The following is a 21,886-nucleotide window of genomic DNA, read 5'->3' on the forward strand; positions in this document are numbered from 1 at the left end:
CTTCATGGTTCGACAAGCTCACCATGAAGGCAGAGAGAAGCAGTGATCGTGATCGACACGACGGTGCCGACATCCAAACCCGCAACCGTGCCCGCGCTGACGCTGGAGCGGGCGTTGCGGCGCGAGCTGCGTGGCGAGGTGATGTTCGACGCCGCGACGCGCGGCCGCTACAGCACCGATGCCTCGATCTATCAGATCGATCCCGTCGGCGTCGTCGTGCCGCGCGACGAGGCCGAGCTGAAGACGATCGTCGACATCGCGCGCGGCCTGGCGGTGCCGATCCTGGCGCGCGGTGCCGGCACCTCGCAATGCGGCCAGACGGTGGGCGCGGCGCTGGTCATCGATTGCAGCAAGCATCTGCGCGAGATCGTGTCGTTCGACCGCGACCGCGCCGAGGTCACGGTGCAGCCCGGCCTGGTGCTCGATCACCTCAACGCCTGGCTCAAGCCGCACGGCCTCTGGTATCCGGTCGACGTGTCGACGGCGGCGCAGTGCACCCTGGGCGGGATGGCGGGCAACAACTCCTGCGGCTCGCGGTCGATCCGCTACGGCAACATGGTGCACAACGTGGCGGGCATCGACGCCATCCTCGCCGACGGCAGCGAGGTTGCGTTCGGCCGCCTCGACGGCAGCGAGCCTGCCGCCGTTCGTCGCCTGGGCGATGCCGTGCGGGCGCTGGCCGACCGCGAGCGCGACGAGATCGAGCGGCAGGTGCCCAAGGTGCTGCGGCGCGTCGGCGGCTACAACCTCGACATCTTCCATCCGCAAAGCGAGCTGCCCTACACCACCGACAACACCGTCAACCTGGCGCACCTGCTGGTCGGCAGCGAGGGTACGCTGGCGGTGACGCGCCGCCTGACCCTGAAGCTGGCGCCGCTGCCCAGGCATAAGGTGCTGGGCGTGGTGAATTTCCCGACCTTCCACAAGGCGATGGAGTCGGCCCAGCACATCGTGCGGTTGAAGCCGGTCACGGTCGAGCTGGTGGACCGCACCATGATCGAGCTGGCGCGCGCCAATCCGGCTTTCCGGGCAGTGATCGAGGACGCGCTGATCGGGGCGCCCGACGCGATCCTGCTGGTCGAGTTCACCGGCGATGCCGAGGACGCGCCGCGGCGCGACCTGAAGACGCTGGTCGAGCTGATGGGCGATCTGGGCCTGCCGGGCAGCGTGGTGGAGATGACGGATGCCAGGCGCCAGTCGGCGCTGTGGGAGGTGCGCAAATCAGGCCTCAACATCATGATGTCCATGAAGGGCGATGGAAAGCCGGTGTCCTTCATCGAGGACTGCGCCGTGCCGCTGGAGCACCTGGCCGACTACACCGCGCGCCTCACCGACGTCTTCGAGCGCCACGGCACCCGCGGCACGTGGTACGCGCATGCCTCGGTCGGCACGCTGCATGTGCGGCCGATCCTCGACATGCGCCGCGACGGCGCCGCCAGGATGCGCGCCATCGCCGAGGAGGCATCGGCGCTGGTGCGCCAGTACAAGGGCGCGTATTCCGGCGAGCATGGCGACGGGCTGGTGCGCAGCGAGTGGGTAGCGTGGCAGTTCGGCCCGCGCCTTGCGCGTGCCTTCGAGGAGATCAAGGGCCTGTTCGATCCGCAGGACCTGCTCAATCCCGGCAAGATCGTGCGGCCGACCCGCATGGACCAGCGCGAGCTGTTCCGCTACCGGCCGGGCTATCGCGGCATCACGCTCAGCACCGCGCTCGACTGGTCGGCGTGGGACGTGCAGAACGACCCGCGCACCGAGGCGCTGACGGCGCCGGGCAGCGGCAGTGATCCCGCCGGCGGCTTCGGCAAGGCCGTCGAGATGTGCAACAACAACGGCCACTGCCGCAAGTTCGATGCCGGCACCATGTGCCCCAGCTACCGCGCCACCCGTGACGAGCAGCACCTGACCCGCGGCCGCGCCAACACGCTGCGGCTGGCGCTGTCCGGCCAGCTCGGCGCCGAGGCCTTCACATCGCAGGCGCTGCACGAGACGCTGGATCTGTGCGTCTCATGCAAGGGCTGCAAGCGCGACTGCCCGACCGGCGTCGACATGGCGCGCATGAAGATCGAGTTCCTGCACCACTACAAGGCACGCCACGGCCATACGCTGAAGGATCGGCTGATCGCGCACCTGCCGCGCTACGCGCACTGGGGCGCCCGCCTGCCCTGGCTGTTCAATCTGCGCGATACGCTGCCGGGCGCGGCCGCGCTGTCGCAGCGCATGCTAGGCTTCTCCGCCCGGCGCAAGCTGCCGACATGGCGCCGCGATACGTTCCTCGGCGGATTGGCTTTTTCCATCGGCAGCGACGGCAGGAGCCTGCCTCAGTGCGAGGGAGCGGCCGGCGAGGTCGTGCTGTTCGCCGACACGTTCAACAACGCCTTCGAGGCGGAGAACGCGCACAGCGCGCTGGCGGTGCTGGAGACGGCCGGATACACGGTCCATGTCGCGATACCGGCCGCCGAAGGGCGCCGCTTCCGGCCGCTGTGCTGCGGGCGCACCTATCTGGCGAGCGGCATGGTCGACGAGGCCAAGGCCGAGGCCCGCCGCACTTTGGCGGCGCTGGAGCCCTACGCCGCGCGCGGCGTGCCGATCGTCGGCCTCGAGCCGTCATGCCTGCTGACGCTGCGCGACGAGTACACGGTCATGGGCCTGGGACCGGCTTCAGGCCGCGTCGCGGCCAACAGCTTCCTGCTCGAAGAGTTCCTGGTGCGCGAGCACAAGGCCGGGCGGCTGAAGCTTGCCCTCCAGGCGCTGCCGCACAAGGCCGCGCTGGTGCACGGCCATTGCCACCAGAAGGCGTTCGACGCCTTCACGCCGGTGCAGACGGTGCTGGGCTGGATCCCCGATCTTGCCGTAAAGCCGATCGAGTCGAGCTGCTGCGGCATGGCCGGTGCCTTCGGCTACGAGGCGGCGCACCACGACGTGTCGATGGCCATGGCCGAGCTGTCGCTGCTGCCGGCCGTGCGGTCGGCCGACGCCGGCACGCTGATCGTCGCCGACGGCACCAGCTGCCGGCACCAGATCCACGACGGCGCCGGCCGCGAGGCGCTCCACGTCGCGCGTGTGCTGGCGATGGCGTTGGATCAAGGCAGGTAGCTGGTCGGGCCGCGTCGCTCCAGCGACGCTCATGGCAATAGATCGCAAGGGCGCCGCTGGAGCGGCGCGGCCCGACCGATTGCCAGCGGTAACGCGGACGCCTACCGCGTCGCGGCCTGGGTGAAGCCAGGCCGTGGGATCAGGCCCATCAGGGTCTGCGTGACGCCACCATCGACGATCACCTCCTCGCCGCTGACATAGGCGGCCCGGTCGCTGGCCAGCCAGACCACGGCATCGGCGATGTCCTGCGGCGTGCCGACCCGGCCGGCAGGCACCAGCTCGGCGCGTCGGTGGGCCGTCTCCTCGTGTTGGTAGAAGGCCTCCGACATCGGGGTGCGGATCAGGCCCGGGCTGACGGCGTTGCTGCGGACCCCCTGCGATCCCCACTCGGCAGCGAGCTGCCGCGACAGCATCGCGACACCCGCCTTGGTGACGCTGTAGGCGCCGCTCCAGGGCTGCGGGTTGGTGGCCGCGATCGAGGCGATATGCACCAGCGCGCCGCACTTGCGCTCCAGCATGGCGCGGCCGAAGACCTGGGCGCAGATGAAATAGCCGGTCAGGTTGACCGCGATGTTGGCGTTCCAGGCCTCGAGCGGCAGGCTGGCGAGCGCGCCGGGGCTCAGGAACCCGGCATTGTTGGCCAGCACGTCGCACGGTCCCAGCGCCGTCGTCACCGCGGCGGCGGCGGCCTCGACACTGGCCGGGTCCGCCGTGTCGCATGCCAGCGCGATAGCCTTGCTGCCCTTGGCGGCCAGCGCATCCGCGGTCTGCCTGCAGGTCTCGGTGTTCTTGTCCAGCAGCGCCACATGGGCGCCGGCAGCCGCGAAGCTGGCCGCGATCGCGCTGCCGATGCCGCCTCCGGCGCCGGTCACGACACAGACACGCCCGGAAAGCCCCAGCCAATCGCCGCCAGCCATCGCCCTCTCCCTCGCTGCCGGGACCTTTCGTCCCGGCACGAGCAGATCACCGGCGGCGGCGCGACTCAAGCGGCCATAGCCGCTATTGGTTCATGGCCGAGAAGAAGTCGGCGTTGTTCTTGCTGGTGCGCAGCTTGTCGAGCAGGAACTCGATGGCATCGACCGGGCCCATCGGCATCAGGATGCGGCGCAGCACCCACATCTTGCTGAGCGTGCCGCGGTCGACCAGCAGCTCCTCCTTGCGGGTGCCCGACTTGGTGATGTCGATGGCCGGGAAGGTGCGCTTGTCGGCCACCTTGCGGTCGAGGATGATCTCGCTGTTGCCGGTGCCCTTGAACTCTTCGAAGATCACCTCGTCCATGCGGCTGCCGGTATCGATCAACGCCGTCGAGATGATGGTGAGGCTGCCGCCCTCCTCGATGTTGCGGGCGGCGCCGAAGAAGCGCTTGGGCCGCTGCAGGGCGTTGGCGTCGACACCGCCGGTCAGCACCTTGCCGGAGCTGGGCACCACGGTGTTGTAGGCGCGGCCCAGGCGGGTGATCGAGTCGAGCAGGATCACGACGTCCTTCTTGTGCTCGACCAGGCGCTTGGCCTTCTCGATCACCATCTCGGCCACCTGCACGTGGCGCGACGCCGGCTCGTCGAAGGTCGAGGAGATCACCTCGCCCTTCACCGTGCGCTGCATGTCGGTGACCTCCTCGGGGCGCTCGTCGATCAGCAGCACCATCAGGAAGCACTCGGGATTGTTCTGCGCCACCGCATGGGCGATGTTCTGCAGGATCATGGTTTTGCCGGTGCGCGGCGGCGCCACGATCAGCGCGCGCTGGCCCTTGCCGATCGGCGCGATGAGGTCGATCACGCGGGTGCTGATGTCGACCGTCTGGGCCGGCGACGACTGCTTCTTGGCCGTCAGCGTGCCGCGCCGGCCGGTGCTGACCCGGCCGGCAGTCGATACCCGGGCGGAGCCCGCCTCTTCGGCCATGGCCACGGCGGCGGCATAGCCGGCGCCTTCCATCTCCAGGTTCAGCTTCTCGTCGGGATAGAGCGGCGTGAGGTTGTCGAAGTTGATCCGGTGGCGGACCGCGTCGGGATCCTCGAAATTGATCAGGTTGATCTTGGTGAGGGCGAAATAGCGCTCGCCGTCCTTCGGCGCGCGGATCTCGCCGTCGACCGTATCGCCGGTGCGCAGGCCGTGGCGGCGGATCTGGGCCGGGCTGACATAAATGTCATCAGGCCCCGGCAGGTAGTTCGACTCGATCGAACGCAGGAAGCCGAAGCCGTCGGACAGCACTTCGACCACGCCGGAGCCGTAGATCGCCTGGTCGCTGTCGGCCATGCGCTTGAGGATGGCGAACATCAGCTCCTGGCGCCGCAGCGTGGAGGCGCCTTCGATCTGCAGCTCCTCGGCGGCAGCCAGCAGCTCGGCGGGGGTCTTCTTTTTGAGGTCGTTGAGATTCATCTTGAGTGTCGGGGGTGGCAGTAGGCGGTGCCTGGGCGGGCGCAGGCGATGGATGAACCGACCACCAGGTCGAATTCATGAGAAACGTCAGGAGGTTAGCCGCAGACGTCGGCCGCCTGAAGACGGCTTACCTGAGGTATGTGACGCAGCGGAGTCTGGCGCGACCCGGTGCTGCGCCACTCATCGGGGCACCCCGGTATCTGCGCCCTAGATAGCGACGGGTTCCGAGAATGTCAAAGGGCGTCAGCGAATTTGGTTCCCTTCGGCTGCACGTCGCCGCATGGCAGCCCCGCCGCGCCGCCGGCTCGTCTCGGCCGGCGGCCGCGGCGATACTGGCGCTCAATTTGGGAGGTGTGGGCATGGATTTCACCGGCAAGATCGCCCTGATCACGGGCGGCGCCAACGGCATCGGCCGCGCGGCGGCCCTGGCTTTCGCCACCCGCGGCGCCAAGGTGGTGGTCGTGGACCGCGACGCCGCCAGCGGCGAGGGCACCGCCGGCGCCATCCGGCAGCAGGGCGGCGACGCCCGCTTCGTGGCCGCCGACGTCACCAAATCGGCCGACGTGCAGGCCTATGTCCAGGCGACTCTGGACGCCCATGGCCGGATCGACTGCTTTTTCAACAATGCCGGCATCGAGGGGCGGGTGCAGCCGACTGCCGACTATGACGAAGCCATGTTCGACGCCGTCATCGGGGTCAACGTGAAAGGCGTGTTCCTGGGCCTGCGCCACGTGCTGCCGGTGATGCTGCGGCAGAAGGCCGGCACGATCGTGAACACGGCCTCGGTCGCCGGCTTGGTCGGCACCCCCGGCATGCCGGCCTATGTCGCCTCCAAGCACGCGGTGATCGGCCTCACCAAGACGGCCTCGGGTGAGGTGGCGCGGCATGGAATCCGGGTCAACGCCGTCTGCCCCGGGCCGGTCGACACCCGCATGATCCACTCCCTGGAGGCGCAGCTCAGCCCCGGCGACCCGGGAGTCGCCAGCCAGCGCTACCAGGCCTCGTTGCCCACCGGCCGCTACACGACGCCGGAGGAGATCGCCAACATCGTGCTGTTCCTGTCCAGCGATCTCTCCGGCAACGTCACGGGCGCGCAGTGGGTCGTCGATGGCGGCCGCACCGCCACCGGCGGTGCCGCGACCAGCGCCATGCAGAAGTAAGCGTTGCCCGGCACCATCCGCCTGTATCTGCAGGACGATCACTGCGTCGACGCCACGGCCACGGTCGTCGCGGTGCGCGGCGCCGCCCTCGCCATCGATCGCACCTGCTTCTATCCCGGTGGCGGCGGCCAGCCGCCGGACCAGGGACGCATCGAGCCCGCGGGCGGTCCGGCGCTCGAGGTCGTCTCCGTCCATGCCGGCGAAGACGCCCTCGTATGGCATGTCTGCGCGCCGCCACCGTCGCCCGACATCGTGGGCCGTCCGGTCCGGCTGGCGGTCGATCCTGTCCGGCGGCGTGCCCTGGCGCGCTACCACACCGTGCTGCACGTGCTGAACACGATCGCTCTGCGCGACTACGGCGCCTGGATCACCGGCGTGCAGATCGGCGTCGACTACTCCCGCATCGACTTCAAATGGGACGGCTTCACCACCGCCCTCAGCGCCGAGCTTGAGGACAAGGTCAACGCAGTCCTCGGCGCCAGCCGGCCGCTGCGGTCGTACTACATCAGCGAGGACGAATTCCGGCGCCGCGAGGACCTGCTGCGCACGCTGGAAGTCAGGCCACCGGTCGTGCAGGGCCGCGTCCGCGTCGTCGAGATCGAGGGGTTCGACGCCCAGGCCTGCGGCGGCACGCACATGCCGACCACCGGCGATGTCGGGCGGTTTTCGATCTTCCGCACCGAGAACAAGGGCCGGATCAACAAGCGGCTCTACGTGCGGCTGGACGAGCCCGTCCCCGGTGCCATCCCCGGCGGGGTCCGCGACCTGTTCTGAGGCTCCTACCTCACCGCTGCGGTCGCGGTCCTTGCCGGCGCCGGGCTGAGCTCGCGCAGGCGCGGCAGCACCTCCCGCGCGAACAGGGTGATGTTCGCGACCGTGTCATTGTGATCGAGGAAGCCGCCCTGCCCGAAGAACAGCAGGTGACCGAAGCCGCCGATGCGGTCGTTGAAATCGCGGATCTGGTTGAAGACGTCGTCGGGCGTGCCGGCAAACACCGTGTCGGAAGCCATGAACTGCTCGACCGTCGCGGTGCGATGGTCGACGGGCTTGCCGTCGCGGTCGAGCACGAAGCCACCCCGCTTCGGGCCGGCCTTCAGCATCGCGACATTGGCGCCGACGGAGTTGTAGCCCGGCGGATTGGTGAACGGCTCCAGCACGACGGGTGCCGTGCGCACATAGCCGGCAGCGAGGTCGGCGCGGCGATAGCCCTCTTCCCGCGTGTCGCCGACGCCGACCACCGCGGCATAGGCAAAGCGGTCGGGCCCGGCCGTCCAGCCCAGCTCCTGGGCGCGCTTGCGGTAGGTGTCGAACATCGGCTTGGCGACGGCGCCGGACAGCAGGGTGCCGATGACGTGCCCACGCTCGGCGGCGGCGCGCCCGGTATCGGCGCTCAGCCCCGTCATCCACACCGGCGGGGTCGGCTGCTGCAGCGGCCGCGGCCAGATGTTGACATTGCGGTAGTGGAAGAACTCGCCCTCCCAGTTGAACGGCCCGTCGGTGGTCGACATCGCCTTCAGGATCAGGTCGTGCGCTTCCCAGTAGCGGCGCATGAGGTTGGCCGGGTTGCTGTTGGCCGGCGCGATTTCGTAGGGCGCGCCCTTGACCAGCCCCATCTCCAGCCGGCCACCCGACAGCACGTCAAGCCATGCCATCTCCTCGGCGACGCGCACCGGATCGGGCCGGTTCGCGATCGGCGTGCCCAGCGACAGCAGCCGCGCCCGCTTGGTCTCGCGCGCCAGGATCGCCAGCGCCATCGACACCGAAACCGTGAGGCACGTCGCGGTGCTGTGGTGCTTGTTGACCATGATGTCGAGCCCGACCTCGTCGCACAGCGCGAACTCGTCGAGGTAGCGGTTCAGCAGGCCGTGCCCGACCTGCGGATCGAAGTTCTTGTTGGGCAGCACGACGCGCATCGAGCCGCGGCTGAGACCTTCGTCCCAGGCCGGATGGTAGGCCATCTCCGAGAAGTACCAGACGCGCATCGCTCGATTCTCCTCTTTCGGCCGTGCGCGGTCCGAGATCTATGACGGAACCTTCCCGTCCACGAACGCGGCTAGCCGATCGACAAACTGTTCCGGCTGCTCCCAGTGCGGGAAGTGACCGGCCTGCGGGATGATCTCCAGCCGGGCGTCGGGGATGGCGTCGCACCAGCCTTCGCCGTAGGCCGGCGTCACGATGCCGTCCTGCGCGCCCCACAGCAGCAGGGTCGGCAGGTCGATCCGATGCAGCCAGCGCTTGAGCCGCGGGTTGTGCATGTAGGGCTTCCAGCCGAACAGCGCGAACGCATCGCGGCCGCGGACTCGGGCGGCGATCTCGGTCTCGGGCATGGCCGCATAGTCGATGGCGCCCTTGGCCGGGTCGGCCCAGGCCAGCTTCATGTACGCCTCGCGCGGCATGCCATGCATGTCGGCGATGTCGCGATCGTGCACGCCGCCGTTCTTGATGCCCAGAGGATCGATGAGCACGAGGCGCGAGAACCGCCTTGTGTCGCGCACCGCCATCTCGGCCGCGATCCAGCCGCCGAAGCAGGCGCCGGCAAGGATGGCGTCCTCGAGCTCCATGCGCGCGGCGAGATCGAGATAGAGATAGGCGAGGTCCTCGACGCTGCTCATCCAGCCCGGCAGCTCGGACCGGCCATAGCCCGGATGCGCGGGGGCGATGACGCGATAATGCGCGGCCAGCAGGTCGAGCCACGGCTTCTGCGGCTCAAGCCCTTCGCCGGCATGCAGGAACAGCAGCGCCTGGCCCTTGCCGCGCTCGACGACGTCAAGCGTCATGCCGGCCACGGGAGTGGTTGTTGGCACCTCCTACTCCGCCGCCACCTTCCTGAGATCCTTCGAATAGGCGATGCTGACCGGCGCGTCGGCCTCGAACGGACTCTTCAGGCCCAGGGCATCACCGTGCTCGCGCAGCGCCGGCAGGACCTCCTGCGCCAGCAGGCGGATGCAGGTCATCGAATCCTGGTGCGAGACGGCGCCGTCGTTGGCCCACAGCGCCATGATGCTGGGCCGCGTCTCGTCGAGGATGCGCTTGAGCTTGGGAATCACCGTCCGCGGTGTGCCGGCGATGATCTGCATGTCCTCGAGCTGCTGCTCGAAGCTGGGCCGTCCACGCGGGCTGACCGCCCGGCCCGAGGCGAACTCGACGAAGGCGCGCCGCTGCGTCGGCGAGAAGTAGCCCGAGGGGCTGCTCCACACCGGATGCGCCAGCCCCGTGAACTCGCCCTGCATCCACATGAACTGGCGCGCGTTCTCGATCGCCTTCTCCTCGGTCTCGGCGACGTGCACGCGCTGCAGGTAGCCGCGGTTCTCCGGGCCGGCGGTATAGCCGGCCTCGGCCGCCGCCTTGTCGTAGGTCTCCCAGATCTTCTTGGTGGCCTCGATCGAAGTGTTGAGCGCGATGTAGGGGTAGCGCTGCTGCGCCGACCAGACGATGGTCTCGCGGCTCACGACGCCGGGGATCCAGACGCGCGGATAGGGCTTCTGCAGCGGCACGGCCCAGGGATTGACCACGCGGTGCTGGTAGTGGGTGCCTTCCCAGCGGAACGGTCCGGGCTGCGTCCAGGCCTTGACGATGAGGTCATGCGCCTCCTCGAAGCGCTCGCGGTTGTAGGCCGGGTTGACGCCGGTCGCGAGCTGCTCCTGGCCGCCGCCGCGCACGAAGCCCGACACCAGCCGGCCCTTGGAGATCATGTCGATCATCGCCAGCTCTTCGGCCAAGCGAACCGGGTTTTCGGCTAGCGGCAGCGGATTGCCCAGCATCACCAGCTTCACCCGCTTGGTGACGCCGGCCAGCACGCTGGCGAAGATGTTGGCCTTGGCCTGCATGCAGAACGGCGCGTTGTGGTGCTCGTTCAGCATGATGCCGTCGAAGCCCGTGTCCTCGGCGTGCACGTACTGCTCGATATACTCGTTGTAGAGCCGGCTGCCGGCCGCCGGGTCGAAGTGCTTGTTGGAGAACAGCAGCGCCGTGGCGCCGAACTTCAGCCCCTCGGCCGAGGCATAGGCCGACATCGGTTGCTCGGTGAAGTACATCAGGTGCATGACGAGTCACCTTCCATCCGTGAACGACGTGACCAGGGCAGCGAACGCGTCCGGCTTCTCCATCTCGACGCAATGGCCGCAGGCTTTGACGATCTCCAGGCGCGCATCGGGCAGGCGCGATGCCCAGAGGTGGCCGGCGCTGAGCGGCACCACGCGGTCGTCGTCGCCCCAGACGACCAGCGACGGCACGCGCACGCCGCCCAGCAGGTGCGGCAAGGTCTGGCTGTACATGTAAGGCTTCCAGGCGATCCGGAAGCTCATCTCGCGGCAGATGTCCCACTGCTCCAGCTGGTCTGTGGTGGGCTCCTCGCCGTAGCAAGCGACGAAGGCCTTAGGCGCGTGGAAGCCCGCCCCGGCATAGTCGATGTAGCTCAGCAGCGCCTGGTCGAGGATATCGCCTTCGGGCGGCTTCAGGCCCATGGCGCCGACGAGCACGAGCCGTTCCACGTCGCGCGGCGCCATGCTCGCCATCTCGGCGGCGATCCAGCCGCCAAAGCCCAGGCCGATCAGGGAAGCCTGGCTGATGCCCAGGTCGGCCAGCAGCCAGCGATACATCACCGCCACGTCGCGCACGCTGCGCAGCCAGGCCGGGCGCTCCGACTTGCCGTAGCCGGGGTGATGCGGCACCAGCACGTCGAAATGCTGCGCCAGCGCATCGTAGATGGGCAGCCGCTCGAGCGTGCCGATGTCATGATGCAGGACAAGAAGCGGCGCGCCTTTGCCGGCGCGCGACAGGTGCATTTTCACGCCGGCCACATCGACGTGCTTGTCAGTCCACGCCACCGCCACCATCGCGTTTCCTCGATCCGTTGTTTGAGCAACGCTCGCAACGGGCGTTTGGCGAGTCAATTGAGGCCGGATGCGCTTGGCGCAACCCTGTCAGTCGGCAAGTGGTGGTGTTTTTCTAGGCATCGGTGACGACGGCGGTGGCTTCGATCTCCACCAGCAGGCCGGGCACGGCCAGCGCCGTGATGGCAACGAGGGTCGAGGCGCAGCGCGATTTCTTGATCCAGCGCGCCAGCTCGGTGGTGATCGCGCCGCCGTCGCGGATGTCGGTGCAGTAGATGGTCAGGCGCGTCACGTGCTGCATGCCGGCGCCGGCCTCGCGCAAGGCACGCGCGATCTTGCTCATCGTGATGCGCGTCTGGGCGCCGGCATCCTTGCCGCGCGGCTTGCCCTTGGCATCGAGCGACGTGGTGCCGGCCACGAACACGAACGGGCCTGTCTTGACCGCCCGCACATACCAGCCGGCGATCTCGGTGCCGTCGGGAAATTCCTCGCGTGTCATTCGAACTGATCCCCTGTGTCGTTCAAAGCGGGCAGACCACCACGTTTCGCCGACAATGGCCAGCTTGCACCGCCATTGCGGTGCTCTTGTCGCCGGATGCACCACATGACAAGGTCGCCGCCCTCGCGTCGGGGAAGGTCCATGTCGCTCGAGCTGTACGTCGCCTATCTCGTGGCTTGCGTCGTGATCACCATCGTTCCCGGCCCGACGGTGACGCTGATTGTCGCCAACAGCCTCACGCACGGCATGCGTGCCGGCCTGCTCAACGTTGCCGGCACGCAGCTGGGCATCGCCATGATGATGGTGGTGCTCGTGGTCGGGTTGGCCTCGATCGTCGAGACCATGGGCTTCTGGTTCGACTGGGTTCGCCTGCTGGGCGCGGCCTACCTGGTCTGGCTCGGTTGGAAGATGCTGCGCACATCAGGCGCCATCGACGCGGGCGGCGCCGTGCCGAAGCCACGCGGTGGCTTCTTCCTGCAGGGATTCCTGGTGATGCTCAGCAATCCCAAGACGCTGATCTTCTTCGGCGCGTTCATTCCGCAGTTCGTGAATCCCAATGGCGACTATGTCGGGCAGGTCGTGCTGCTGTGCGCCACCGCGATGGCGGTGGCGATGGTCACGGACAGCCGCTACGCGATCCTCACCAGCCGGGCCCGCATGCTGTTCTCACGCCGCCGCGTGCGGCTGATGTCGCAGGTCAGCGGCGCCACGCTGATCGGCGGCGGCGTCTGGCTTGCGCTTTCGCGCAGCCGCTAGGCCGATTCGTTTCGCCGCCTTCTATGCTGCGCTATCGCTCCGCCAGGAAGCGGTGGATCGCGGTGTGGTCGGCATCCTTGCCGAGCTTGGCCATGGCCTCGGCCCAGATGTCGGCCATGGCCTGCAGCGTGTCGGCGCGCACGCCGATCTGATCGGCAAGATCGGCGGCGGTCCTGAGATCCTTCGACATCAACCCCATCGCGAAGCCGGCCGTGTAGTTGCGCGGGATCACGAACGGCTTGGCCTTGACCTGCGTGCTGTTGCTCATGCCGCTGGAGGCGTTGAACACGTCCGCCATGACGGCCGGGTCGAGGCCGAACGCCTCGCCCACGATCAGCGCCTCGCACATCGACAGCAGGCTGGTAGCCGAGAGGTAGTTGTTGAGCGCTTTCAGCGCATGACCCGAGCCGATGGCGCCGGTGTGGAACACCGATTTTCCCATCGCCAGCAGCAGGGGCCGGCATTGCTCGACATCCTCGGCCGCGCCGCCGGCCATGATCGCCAGCGACCCGTCGATGGCGCGCCGCACGCCGCCCGAGACCGGCGCATCGACACAGCGCAGGCTGCGCGCCGCCAGATCGCTGCCCAGGGTGCGTGTGCCTGTCGGCGCGCTCGACGACATGTCGATCACGATCGTGCCGGGCGCCAGCCCGTCGGCGGCGGCCTCCGCGCCGTCGAGCACGGCGGCGCGCACGATCTTGCCGTCGGGCAGCATGGTGATCACGGCATCGGCGCCGCTCGCCGCGGCCCTGGCGGATGCGGTCGCGAGCGCCGCCGGATGGGCGCCCACGAAGTCGGACATTGCCTGCTGCGACGCATCGTGCACACGCAGGCTGTAGCCTGCCGCAACGAGGCGTGCAGCCATCGGCTTGCCCATCATGCCCAGGCCGATGAAGGCGATGGTGGCTGGCGGCGTCAACGGTGCGGGCATGGCGTGCATTCCTGGCGTGGCGTCACTTCTCTTCGAACACGTCCTTTGCCACCGTCACGGCCGACATCGCGGTCGGCCAGCCGGAGTAGAACGCCAGATGGGTGATCAGCTCGAGCAGCTCGTCCTGCGTGACGCCGTTGTTCTGGGCCCGCACCAGATGGCCGCGCAGCTGCTCGGTGCGATTGAGCGCCACCAAGGTCGCGACCGTGATCAGGCTGCGATCGCGCTTGGAGAGGCCGGGACGCTCCCAGACATCGCCGAACAGCACTTTCTCTGTGAGGTCGACCAGCTTGGGCGCGAACGATCCCAGCCGGTCACGGGCGGAGGGCAGAGGTTTGGCCATGGCGGTCCATCTCCTGTCGTCAGGATGCGGCAAGTGTAGCATCGATCCGATGCATGAGAACGACGGGCCCTGCGCAGGCGCTGCATCGCTGCGCTGCTGCAAGGCACGGCGCCGGTCGACTGCTGGCATCGAGGCCGGGTTGAGGAACGCTATGTCAGGCTGCCGCGATGCGCTAGGCTGAGCGGACTGTCCGACCCGGAGAACGTCGATGGCTCGCTTGAACGCGCATCCCAGCGGCCGACACTTCCTGCAGATTCCCGGCCCCACCAACGTGCCCGACCGCATCCTGCGGGCCATGGATCATCCCACCATCGACCATCGTGGGCCCGAGTTCCAGGCGCTGGCGAAGCGGGTGCTGGCCGGCGTGCGCCCGATCTTCCAGACCCGTGGTCCGGTGGTGATCTATCCGTCGTCGGGCACCGGCGCCTGGGAGGCGGCGCTGGTCAACACGCTGTCGCCTGGCGATGCCGTGCTGATGGTCGAGACCGGCCACTTCGCCACCCTCTGGAAGAAGCTGGCGGAGCGGCTGGGGCTGCAGCCCGAGTTCATCGCCGGCGACTGGCGCCACGGCGTCGATGCGGCGCAGGTCGAGGCCCGGTTGCGCGCCGACAAGGGCCATGCGCTGAAGGCCGTGTGCATCGTGCACAACGAGACCTCGACCGGCGTGACGTCGGACGTCGCCGCCGTGCGCCGCGCCATCGACGCTGCGGCTCATCCCGCCCTGCTGATGGTCGACACGATCTCCTCGCTGGGCTCGATCGACTATCGTCACGATGCCTGGGGCGTCGACGTCACCGTGGCCGGCTCGCAGAAGGGCCTGATGCTGCCGCCGGGGCTGTCGTTCAATGCCGTCAGCGACAAGGCGCTGGCAGCAGCCAAGGGGGCACGGCTTCCCCGGTCGTACTGGGGCTGGGACGAGATGCTGTCGGCCAACGCCAATGGCTGGTTCCCGTTCACGCCGGCGACCAACCTGCTCTACGGCCTGGCCGAGGCCATCGACATGCTGATGGAAGAGGGCCTCGACGCCGTCTTTGCCCGTCACGCCCGCCATGCCGAGGCCACCCGCGCCGCGGTGCGCGCCTGGGGCCTGGAGCTGCTGTGCCTCGATGAGGCCGGCTACAGCAATTCGCTGACCGCCGTGCTGATGCCGGCAGGCCATGACGCCGACGCTTTCCGCGCCACCGTGCTGCAGCACTTCAACATGTCGCTGGGCCAGGGCCTCACCCGACTGGCCGGCAAGGTGTTCCGGATCGGCCATCTCGGCGACTTCAACGACCTGACCCTGGTGGGCACGCTGGGGGGTGTCGAGATGGGGTTGGCGCTGGCCGGCGTGCCGTGCCGACAGGGCGGCGTGCAGGCGGCCATGGACGTCCTGCGGGCCACGGCCACAGGCGCCGCCGCCGTGCGCCGCGCCGCGGAGTAGGCGAGCGGGTGGATCGTGCCATCCTGCGCGCTCCTGCGACAAGATCGGTCATGGATCGGCCGCTGCGGCTCTGCTGAAACGTCACGCTGGCGGATGGGCGAGCGCTTCCTATCTTCCGAGGCATCTGGCGTGCGGCCGCAAGACCATGGACTGCGCATGGATTTGGCGACAGCACGTGTCCCGAAACTGGAACCGTCGTGTAACCCATTGATGTCAAGCCCAAAACGGCTGCGCGCGGCGCTTTTTCGATCGCCACGCGCGGCGGCTTCGTGCCATAGTCCGGCCCAGGATCGGCCGTCGGACTGGCGTTGGGGTGCTCGACGGGTCGGGGGGAGATACAGCGTATGACCGGAACCGACCGGGCCAGGCGCGTGCTGATCTACAGCCACGACAGCTTCGGGCTTGGACATCTCAGCCGCTGCCGGACGATTGCCAACGCGTTGGTCGGCGCCGACGACGATCTGTCGGTGCTGATACTCTCGGGCTCACCGATCATCGGCAGCTTCGACTTCAAGGCCCGGGTCGACTTCGTGCGCGTCCCCGGCGTGGTCAAGCGGCAGGATGGCGAGTACGAAGCGCTCAATCTGAATATCGGCATCGAGCGCACGCTGGATATGCGCGCGGCGCTCATCCGCAGGACGGCCGAGATCTTCGAGCCGGACCTCTTCATTGTCGACAAGGAGCCGCTGGGCCTGCGCGGCGAGGTTGCGGCCACCTTGCGCATGCTCAAGGAGCGCGGCACGCCCCTGGTGCTGGGGTTGCGCGACGTCATGGACGAGCCGGCGTTGCTGGCGCCCGAATGGAAGCGCAAGAACGTCCTGCCGGCCCTGCGCGACCTCTATGACGACATCTGGATCTATGGCCTGCCGCAGCTCAACGACCCGCTGGCCGGCATCGCGCTGCCCAAGTCGGTGAAGCGCAAGGTGGTCTACACCGGCTATCTGCGGCGCGACCTGCCGACCGAATCAGGGCTGCCGGCTGTGGTGCGTGGGCTCGACCGCCCCTACATCCTGGTGACACCCGGCGGCGGCGGCGATGGCGAGCTGATGGTGGACTGGGTGCTGCGAGCCTACGAGCACGACACCAAGATCCCCTATGCCGCAGTCATTGTCTTCGGCCCGTTCATGGCGCCCGAGGTGCGCGAGGGCTTCCGGCAGCGCGCGTCGCGCCTGTCGGGCATCCGCACGATGACGTTCGAGACCAACCTCGGCGCCCTGATGGCATGCGCCGCCGGCGTCGTGGCAATGGGCGGCTACAACACGTTCTGCGAGATCCTGAGCTTCGACAAGAAAGCGCTGATCGTTCCGCGCACGCGCCCGCGGCTGGAGCAGTTCATCCGGGCGCAGAGCGCGCGCCAGCAGAAGCTCCTCGAGATGCTGGCGGACGACGGGCGGCGCGATCCGGCCGTGATGGCGACCGCGCTGCGCCACCTGCCGCAGCAGGGGCTGCCTTCGGATGCGATCATTCCCGGCCTGCTGGACGGCCTGCCCAATGTCGGCAAGCTGGTGGCCAAGCACCTCAAGCGGCCGCTGCGCCGACCGGTCTCGGTGGTCACGCCGGACGACGGCGTGGTTACCGGCGCGATACAGGAGCCGGTGCCGTACGAGCCCGCCCTGGAACGCCGCCGTGGCGCTGCGTGAACGATCTGCCGAAATCACCGCCGGCTGATGCTCTATCCGCCGACCTGGATCCGTGCGCGGCGGACGGCCCGCCGACGCTGGCGATAATCGTCAAGGGCTACCCGCGGCTGTCCGAGACCTTCATTGCGCAGGAGATCGAAGGCCTCGAGCAACGCGGCCTGCGCGCCGTGCTGATCTCGCTGCGCCATCCGACCGAGACCACGCACCACCCGGTCCATGAGCGTATCCGGGCAGCCGTCTCGTACCTGCCGGAGTACCTGTACCAGGAGCCGCTGCGTGTGCTGCGCGGCTGGTGGGCGGCGCGGCGTCTGCCGGGCTACCGGGCCGCGCGGGCGCAGTGGCTGCGGGATTGGCGACGTGACCGGACTGCCAATCGCGGCCGGCGCTGGGGCCAGGCGCTGGTGCTGGCACATGAGCTGCCCGCCAGCGTGCGCTGGCTGCATGTCCACTTCCTGCACACGCCGGCATCGGTGACGCGCTACGCCGCGATGATGCGCGGCTTGCCGTGGAGCGGCTCGGCGCACGCCAAGGACATCTGGACGACCCCGGACTGGGAGATCACCGAAAAGCTGGCGGACTGCCGCTGGCTGGTGACGTGCACCGCCGCCGGCCGGGATCGGCTGGCGGCGCTGGCGCCGGGCCCGGAAACGGTGTCCCTGGTCTATCACGGCCTTGACCTGGCGCACCTGCCGGCGCCATCGGCAACGCCGCGCCTGCGTGACGGGCGTGACGCGACGGATCCGGTCGTCATCCTGTCGGTTGGCCGTCGCGTCGAGAAGAAGGGCCTTGATGACGTGCTCGAAGCGTTGGCGCTGCTGCCACGCGATCTGCATTGGCGCTTCGAGCATATCGGCGGCGGTCCGCTGGGCGCGAAGCTGAAGGCGCGCGCGGCGCAGCTGGGCCTGGCGGCGCGCTGCACCTGGCATGGCCCGCGCGAGCGGTCCTTCGTCTTCGACGCCTACGCACGGGCCGATGTGTTCGTGCTGGCCAGCAAGATCGCTGGCGATGGTGACCGGGACGGCCTGCCCAACGTTCTGATGGAGGCGCAGAGCCAGGGCGTCGCCTGCGTCGCCACACGCGTGTCGGCGATCCCCGAGCTGATCGATGACGGCGACAGCGGCCTGCTGGTGCCACCGGGTGATCCGGCGGCGCTGGCGGCGGCGCTTGAGTCGGCGATCCGCGATCCTTCGCGCCGGGCACGGATGGTGGCGAAGGGAGCCGCCATCGTGCGATCGCGGTTCTCGTTCGACAGCGGCGTGGAGCGCATCGCCGGCTGGCTGAAATCCGGCATCGCTGCCGCACGCCGTGCGCCGCCAACCTGACGCCGCATCACGCTGCGATGGGAGATGCCAGCCCGACGGCGGCTGTCGTGCATGACATTGCTTGAGGCGTTGTCGATGCGGCGTTAAGCTTAGCAACGCAGCCGTGTCGGCGAGGGGGAGAGGTTCGCGATGCGTTGGTGTACTGTGCTGGGGACCGCGTTCATGGCGCTGTGGTTTGCGACCGCGGCGCACGCGCAGGGTGGTCAATTCAGCGACGTGACGTCGGTCCGCGCCTGCAACCAGAGCAGCAAGGTGATCATGGTCGCCAAGGCGGCCGCCACCGGTCAGCAACAGGAGGGCAAGAACGTATTCCTGTCGCAAGGCTGGTACGAGCTCAACCCGTCGCAGTGTGTCACGCTGTGGAATGGACCGCTCGCCAACCGCTACTACTACGTGTACGCTGAATCGTCGAGTTCGCATTGGTCCGGTAGCTATCCGATGTGTGTCAGCGAGAAGTCCTTCCGTATCGCGGAGGTACAGTGCGGCCAGGGTTATGTCCGGCGGCAGTTCAATCAGATCGATGTCGGCGGCAAATCAGGGGTCTTCACCTACTACTTCCAAGGGAGCTGATGCGGCTCGTCACGCGATAGGGTCTGAGTGGGGAGAGTAATCATGCCCTTGACGAACCGCTGTTTGGCCGAAGCTGTTGGCACGTTCTGGCTGGTATTGGGCGGCTGCGGCAGCGCCGTCCTTGCCGCGGCATTTCCCGAAGTCGGCATCGGGTTCGCCGGGGTCGCCCTGGCGTTCGGCCTCACGGTGCTGACGATGGCATTTGCCATCGGCCATGTGTCCGGCTGCCACCTCAATCCGGCCGTGACGGTCGGCTTGGCCGTGGGGCGCCGCTTCCCGATCGGCGAGGTCGTTCCCTACATCATCGCCCAGGTGATCGGCGGCATTGTCGGCGCCGGGATCCTGTACCTGATCGCCAGCGGCAAGGCGGGGTTCGACCTGGCCGGCGGCCTCGCGGCGAACGGCTACGGCGACCACTCGCCGGGCAAGTACACGATGGTCTCGGGACTGGTCTGCGAGATCGTCATGACCTTCATGTTCCTGATGATCATCCTGGGCGCCACGGACAAGCGGGCGCCGGCCGGCTTCGCGCCCATCGCCATCGGGCTGGGGTTGACGCTGATCCATCTGATCAGCATCCCGGTCACCAACACGTCGGTGAACCCGGCCCGCAGCACCGGCCCCGCCGTGTTTGTCGGCGGCTGGACCCTGAGCCAGCTCTGGTTGTTCTGGGTCGCTCCCATCATCGGTGCCGCAGCCGCGGGCATCGTCTACCCGCTGATCGCGGGCGACAAGAACTGACGTTCCACTTTCCGGAGGCGCCGGGTCAGCCTTTGCCCATCGCCTCCGGATTGATCACGCGGATCGGCTTGCCGTCCAGCCAGGCCAGCAGGTTCTCAAGGCTGTCGCGGTAGAAGGTCCGGAAGATCGAGTCGGCGACATAGCCCAGGTGCGGCGTCAGCACGACGTTGTCGAGCGTGGTCAGGGGATGGCCCGGCGGCAGGGGCTCGATATCGTAGACGTCCAGGCCGGCGGCTCCCAGGTGCCGGGTTCGCAAAGCCTCGATCAATGCCGCCTCGTTGACGATCGGGCCCCGCGAGCTGTTCACGAGGACGGCGCCTTTCTTCATGCGGGCAAGCTCGGGCGCGCCGATCAGGCCGCGCGTGCGGTCGCTCAGGACCAGATGGATCGTGATGACGTCCGACGTCGACAACAACTCGTCCTTCGAAACCAGCGTGGCGCCGCCCTCCCGGGCCTTCTCGGGCGTCAGATTCTGACTCCAGGCCACCACCTCCATGTCGAAGGCCTTGGCGTAGTGCGCCATTTTCGCGCCGAGCTTGCCAAGCCCGAGGATCCCAAGTCGCCTGCCGGCCAGGATCGTGCCCATCTCCAGGCCGCCATGCCAGCCGCCGGCACGCACCAGCCGGTCGGCCCGGGTCACATGCCGCGCCGCATCCATCAGCAGCGTCCACGCCAGCTCTGAGGTCGACGACTGGCTGGGGCCGGTGCCGGTGTTGCTGACGGGAATGCCGCGCGCCGTGCAGGCGGCAAGATCGAGGCTGGGTGCGCGGGCCCCTGTCAGGATCATGAATTTCAGGTTGGGCAGCCGGTCGATCAGGGCCTTGGGCATGGCCTGCCGTTCGCGCATCAGCAGCACGGCGTCGAACGGCGCCAGCACCGCCGCCGCCTGGTCCAGCGTGCCCAGGTGGTGGTCGAACGCCGTGATCTCGACGCCGCGGGCACGGGCCTTGTCCCAGTCGGCATAGCCCAGCGCCAGCTTCTGGTAGTCGTCCAGGATCGCGAGCTTCACAGGGTCGGTCACGGGCATCCTCCGGTCGTCAAAGTCGCGTGTCTGCGCGAGCGCAGTGGCCAAATGTGCGCCCATGCCGGGACGCTGCTGTGGCTTGCGGCGGCAGCGTCCGGCCATGTTGTCCCTTCCTGGCGCGGTCCACGCCTCGCTGTCAGGTCGCCATGTCACTTTCGCGGTGGGCAGGCGGCGGCGTCAACGCCGTCAGTCGGGCTTGATGTTGTTGTCCTTGACCACCTTGCCCCAGCGCGCGACCTGCTCGCTCAGGAACGTGTTGAACTGAGCCGGCGTGCTGGCCACGAGGTCCATGCCCAGCTGCTCGCCAAGCTGCTTGCGCACCGCCGGCTGCGCCAGCGCCTTGGCCAATTCTGCGTGCATGCGGTCCTGGATCGCCTTCGGCGTGCCCGTTGGGGCCAGTACCCCCCACCAGGCGAGCGCCGAGAAATTCGGGAAGCCCTGCTCGGCCAGCGATGGCACTTCCGGCAGCACGGGCGAGCGTTTGTCACCGGTCACGGCCAGCGCCCGCACCTTGCCGGCCTGGATCTGCGGCGTCAGCAGCGCCACGGTGCCGATGGCGAGATCGATCTGGCCGGCGACCACATCCTGGGTCATGGGCCCGCCGCCCTTGTATGGCACGTGCACGATGCGGAAGTCGCCGGCCTGCTGCACCAGGGTCAGGGTCAGGTGGCCCAGGCTGCCGTTGCCGATGGAGCCGTAGGTGATCGTGTCCGGCTTGGCCTTGGCAGCGGTCACGACGTCGCCGAAGGTCTTGAACGGCCGGCCCGGCGGCGTCACCACCGCCATCGGCGAGGTGCCGACCAGCATGACGGGCGCCAGATCCTTCAGGGTGTCGAACGTCATGTTCGGCAACAGGCTGGGATTGACCGCGTGCGTGTCGAACACCACGACCCAGGTGTATCCGTCGGCCGGGGACTTGGCCGCCGCCGCGGTCCCGATCGAGCCGCCGGCGCCTGGCCGGTTGTCGACGATGATGTTCCAGCCGGTCGCGTCCGTGATCTGCTTCTGCAGGATGCGGGCCACCGGATCGACGGTGCCGCCGGGTGGGAAGGGCACGATGAACTTGATCGGCTGCTTGGGCCAGTCATCGGTTTGCGCCACGGCTGGTGCGATTCCCGGCATGGCCGCGGCTGCGATAGCCAGCGTGACAGCTCGGCGTGAGAGGGTGGTGGGCATGTC

At 68.3% G+C, this 21,886-nt stretch carries 20 protein-coding genes; 9 read left to right on the forward strand and 11 right to left on the reverse strand.

All coding sequences use genetic code 11. From position 1 onward, the window contains the following. The first annotated feature begins 48 nt into the window (after positions 1 to 48). Positions 49 to 3,090 carry an FAD-binding and (Fe-S)-binding domain-containing protein gene (locus FHP25_RS12540; RefSeq protein ID WP_231712309.1) on the forward strand — a complete coding sequence of 1,014 codons (3,042 nt, stop codon included), beginning with the start codon at positions 49 to 51 and terminating at the stop codon, positions 3,088 to 3,090. A 101-nt stretch (positions 3,091 to 3,191) separates the two neighbouring features. Here the strand turns inward: FHP25_RS12540 and FHP25_RS12545 are convergent, their stop codons facing one another. Beyond that, a complete protein-coding gene (locus FHP25_RS12545) occupies positions 3,192 to 4,007 on the reverse strand; it encodes an SDR family NAD(P)-dependent oxidoreductase (protein ID WP_147847276.1) in 816 nt (271 codons plus the stop codon). An 82-nt stretch (positions 4,008 to 4,089) separates the two neighbouring features. After that, positions 4,090 to 5,466 (reverse strand): transcription termination factor Rho, encoded by a 1,377-nt coding sequence (gene rho / locus FHP25_RS12550; RefSeq protein ID WP_147847277.1) that lies wholly within the window; start codon positions 5,464 to 5,466, stop codon positions 4,090 to 4,092. 359 nt (positions 5,467 to 5,825) lie between these two features. Here rho and FHP25_RS12555 point away from each other — a divergent pair, with 359 nt between their 5' ends. Together FHP25_RS12555 and FHP25_RS12560 are read left to right on the forward strand one after the other, a co-directional pair. Beyond that, entirely contained in the window at positions 5,826 to 6,626 is an 801-nt protein-coding gene (locus FHP25_RS12555) for a glucose 1-dehydrogenase (RefSeq protein WP_147847278.1), read from the forward strand. A gap of 3 nt (positions 6,627 to 6,629) precedes the next feature. Then, entirely contained in the window at positions 6,630 to 7,400 is a 771-nt protein-coding gene (locus tag FHP25_RS12560) for an alanyl-tRNA editing protein (protein ID WP_147847279.1), read from the forward strand. Between the two features lie 5 nt (positions 7,401 to 7,405). Here FHP25_RS12560 and FHP25_RS12565 read toward each other — a convergent pair whose 3' ends face one another. The 5 genes from FHP25_RS12565 to FHP25_RS12585 all read right to left on the reverse strand — a co-directional run bounded on the left by FHP25_RS12565 (position 7,406) and on the right by FHP25_RS12585 (position 11,957). Continuing rightward, positions 7,406 to 8,608 carry an LLM class flavin-dependent oxidoreductase gene (locus FHP25_RS12565; RefSeq protein WP_147847280.1) on the reverse strand — a complete coding sequence of 401 codons (1,203 nt, stop codon included), beginning with the start codon at positions 8,606 to 8,608 and terminating at the stop codon, positions 7,406 to 7,408. Positions 8,609 to 8,647: 39 nt separating this feature from the next. Then, positions 8,648 to 9,430: an alpha/beta fold hydrolase gene (locus FHP25_RS12570; protein WP_178133482.1), complete on the reverse strand. Its 783-nt coding sequence runs from the start codon at positions 9,428 to 9,430 to the stop codon at positions 8,648 to 8,650. Positions 9,431 to 9,433: 3 nt separating this feature from the next. Further along, complete coding sequence (locus tag FHP25_RS12575; RefSeq protein WP_147847282.1) at positions 9,434 to 10,669, reverse strand: LLM class flavin-dependent oxidoreductase; 1,236 nt, start codon at positions 10,667 to 10,669, stop codon at positions 9,434 to 9,436. Positions 10,670 to 10,675: 6 nt separating this feature from the next. Next, positions 10,676 to 11,461 (reverse strand): alpha/beta fold hydrolase, encoded by a 786-nt coding sequence (locus FHP25_RS12580; protein WP_147847283.1) that lies wholly within the window; start codon positions 11,459 to 11,461, stop codon positions 10,676 to 10,678. Between the two features lie 112 nt (positions 11,462 to 11,573). Further along, complete coding sequence (locus FHP25_RS12585) at positions 11,574 to 11,957, reverse strand: RidA family protein (RefSeq protein WP_147847284.1); 384 nt, start codon at positions 11,955 to 11,957, stop codon at positions 11,574 to 11,576. 141 nt (positions 11,958 to 12,098) lie between these two features. On the opposite strand from FHP25_RS12585, the gene FHP25_RS12590 reads away from it, so the two are divergent. Further along, positions 12,099 to 12,713, forward strand: coding sequence for a LysE family translocator (locus FHP25_RS12590; RefSeq protein ID WP_147847285.1), 615 nt, complete (start codon positions 12,099 to 12,101; stop codon positions 12,711 to 12,713). A gap of 31 nt (positions 12,714 to 12,744) precedes the next feature. Here the strand turns inward: FHP25_RS12590 and FHP25_RS12595 are convergent, their stop codons facing one another. Further along, on the reverse strand, positions 12,745 to 13,644 hold the full coding sequence (locus FHP25_RS12595; RefSeq protein WP_147847286.1) for an NAD(P)-dependent oxidoreductase: 900 nt from the start codon (positions 13,642 to 13,644) through the stop codon (positions 12,745 to 12,747). Positions 13,645 to 13,666: 22 nt separating this feature from the next. Further along, on the reverse strand, positions 13,667 to 13,987 hold the full coding sequence (locus FHP25_RS12600) for a carboxymuconolactone decarboxylase family protein (RefSeq protein ID WP_147847287.1): 321 nt from the start codon (positions 13,985 to 13,987) through the stop codon (positions 13,667 to 13,669). Between the two features lie 208 nt (positions 13,988 to 14,195). On the opposite strand from FHP25_RS12600, the gene FHP25_RS12605 reads away from it, so the two are divergent. The 5 genes from FHP25_RS12605 (at position 14,196) to aqpZ (ending at position 19,683) form a co-directional block, all read left to right on the forward strand. Next, positions 14,196 to 15,410 carry a pyridoxal-phosphate-dependent aminotransferase family protein gene (locus FHP25_RS12605; RefSeq protein ID WP_147847288.1) on the forward strand — a complete coding sequence of 405 codons (1,215 nt, stop codon included), beginning with the start codon at positions 14,196 to 14,198 and terminating at the stop codon, positions 15,408 to 15,410. A 344-nt stretch (positions 15,411 to 15,754) separates the two neighbouring features. After that, complete coding sequence (locus FHP25_RS12610; RefSeq protein ID WP_218578350.1) at positions 15,755 to 17,050, forward strand: glycosyltransferase family protein; 1,296 nt, start codon at positions 15,755 to 15,757, stop codon at positions 17,048 to 17,050. A gap of 44 nt (positions 17,051 to 17,094) precedes the next feature. Next, positions 17,095 to 18,372 (forward strand): glycosyltransferase, encoded by a 1,278-nt coding sequence (locus FHP25_RS12615; RefSeq protein WP_218578361.1) that lies wholly within the window; start codon positions 17,095 to 17,097, stop codon positions 18,370 to 18,372. A 162-nt stretch (positions 18,373 to 18,534) separates the two neighbouring features. Beyond that, a complete protein-coding gene (locus tag FHP25_RS12620) occupies positions 18,535 to 18,942 on the forward strand; it encodes a DUF1036 domain-containing protein (protein ID WP_178133483.1) in 408 nt (135 codons plus the stop codon). Positions 18,943 to 18,984: 42 nt separating this feature from the next. Next, the gene (aqpZ, locus tag FHP25_RS12625) at positions 18,985 to 19,683 is read left to right on the forward strand and encodes an aquaporin Z (protein WP_147847290.1); all 699 of its coding nucleotides are present in this window, start codon (positions 18,985 to 18,987) and stop codon (positions 19,681 to 19,683) included. 25 nt (positions 19,684 to 19,708) lie between these two features. Here the strand turns inward: aqpZ and FHP25_RS12630 are convergent, their stop codons facing one another. Then, complete coding sequence (locus FHP25_RS12630; protein WP_408068524.1) at positions 19,709 to 20,704, reverse strand: D-2-hydroxyacid dehydrogenase family protein; 996 nt, start codon at positions 20,702 to 20,704, stop codon at positions 19,709 to 19,711. A 189-nt stretch (positions 20,705 to 20,893) separates the two neighbouring features. Next, positions 20,894 to 21,883 carry a tripartite tricarboxylate transporter substrate binding protein gene (locus FHP25_RS12635; protein WP_147847292.1) on the reverse strand — a complete coding sequence of 330 codons (990 nt, stop codon included), beginning with the start codon at positions 21,881 to 21,883 and terminating at the stop codon, positions 20,894 to 20,896. Positions 21,884 to 21,886: the final 3 nt, after the last annotated feature.

Source organism: Vineibacter terrae (assembly GCF_008039615.1).
Taxonomy (GTDB): domain Bacteria; phylum Pseudomonadota; class Alphaproteobacteria; order Reyranellales; family Reyranellaceae; genus Vineibacter; species Vineibacter terrae.

Bases quoted from the DNA above. Each gene is read 5' to 3' on its own strand.
- FHP25_RS12620 (WP_178133483.1), top strand. From the start codon at position 18,535: ATGGCGCTGTGGTTTGCGACCGCGGCGCACGCGCAGGGTGGTCAATTC.
- rho (WP_147847277.1), bottom strand. From the start codon at position 5,466: ATGAATCTCAACGACCTCAAAAAGAAGACCCCCGCCGAGCTGCTGGCT.
- FHP25_RS12595 (WP_147847286.1), bottom strand. From the start codon at position 13,644: ATGCCCGCACCGTTGACGCCGCCAGCCACCATCGCCTTCATCGGCCTG.
- FHP25_RS12635 (WP_147847292.1), bottom strand. From the start codon at position 21,883: ATGCCCACCACCCTCTCACGCCGAGCTGTCACGCTGGCTATCGCAGCC.
- FHP25_RS12600 (WP_147847287.1), bottom strand. From the start codon at position 13,987: ATGGCCAAACCTCTGCCCTCCGCCCGTGACCGGCTGGGATCGTTCGCG.
- FHP25_RS12610 (WP_218578350.1), top strand. From the start codon at position 15,755: ATGACCGGAACCGACCGGGCCAGGCGCGTGCTGATCTACAGCCACGAC.
- FHP25_RS12545 (WP_147847276.1), bottom strand. From the start codon at position 4,007: ATGGCTGGCGGCGATTGGCTGGGGCTTTCCGGGCGTGTCTGTGTCGTG.
- FHP25_RS12580 (WP_147847283.1), bottom strand. From the start codon at position 11,461: ATGGTGGCGGTGGCGTGGACTGACAAGCACGTCGATGTGGCCGGCGTG.
- FHP25_RS12555 (WP_147847278.1), top strand. From the start codon at position 5,826: ATGGATTTCACCGGCAAGATCGCCCTGATCACGGGCGGCGCCAACGGC.
- FHP25_RS12565 (WP_147847280.1), bottom strand. From the start codon at position 8,608: ATGCGCGTCTGGTACTTCTCGGAGATGGCCTACCATCCGGCCTGGGAC.
- FHP25_RS12575 (WP_147847282.1), bottom strand. From the start codon at position 10,669: ATGCACCTGATGTACTTCACCGAGCAACCGATGTCGGCCTATGCCTCG.
- FHP25_RS12605 (WP_147847288.1), top strand. From the start codon at position 14,196: ATGGCTCGCTTGAACGCGCATCCCAGCGGCCGACACTTCCTGCAGATT.
- FHP25_RS12585 (WP_147847284.1), bottom strand. From the start codon at position 11,957: ATGACACGCGAGGAATTTCCCGACGGCACCGAGATCGCCGGCTGGTAT.
- FHP25_RS12590 (WP_147847285.1), top strand. From the start codon at position 12,099: ATGTCGCTCGAGCTGTACGTCGCCTATCTCGTGGCTTGCGTCGTGATC.
- aqpZ (WP_147847290.1), top strand. From the start codon at position 18,985: ATGCCCTTGACGAACCGCTGTTTGGCCGAAGCTGTTGGCACGTTCTGG.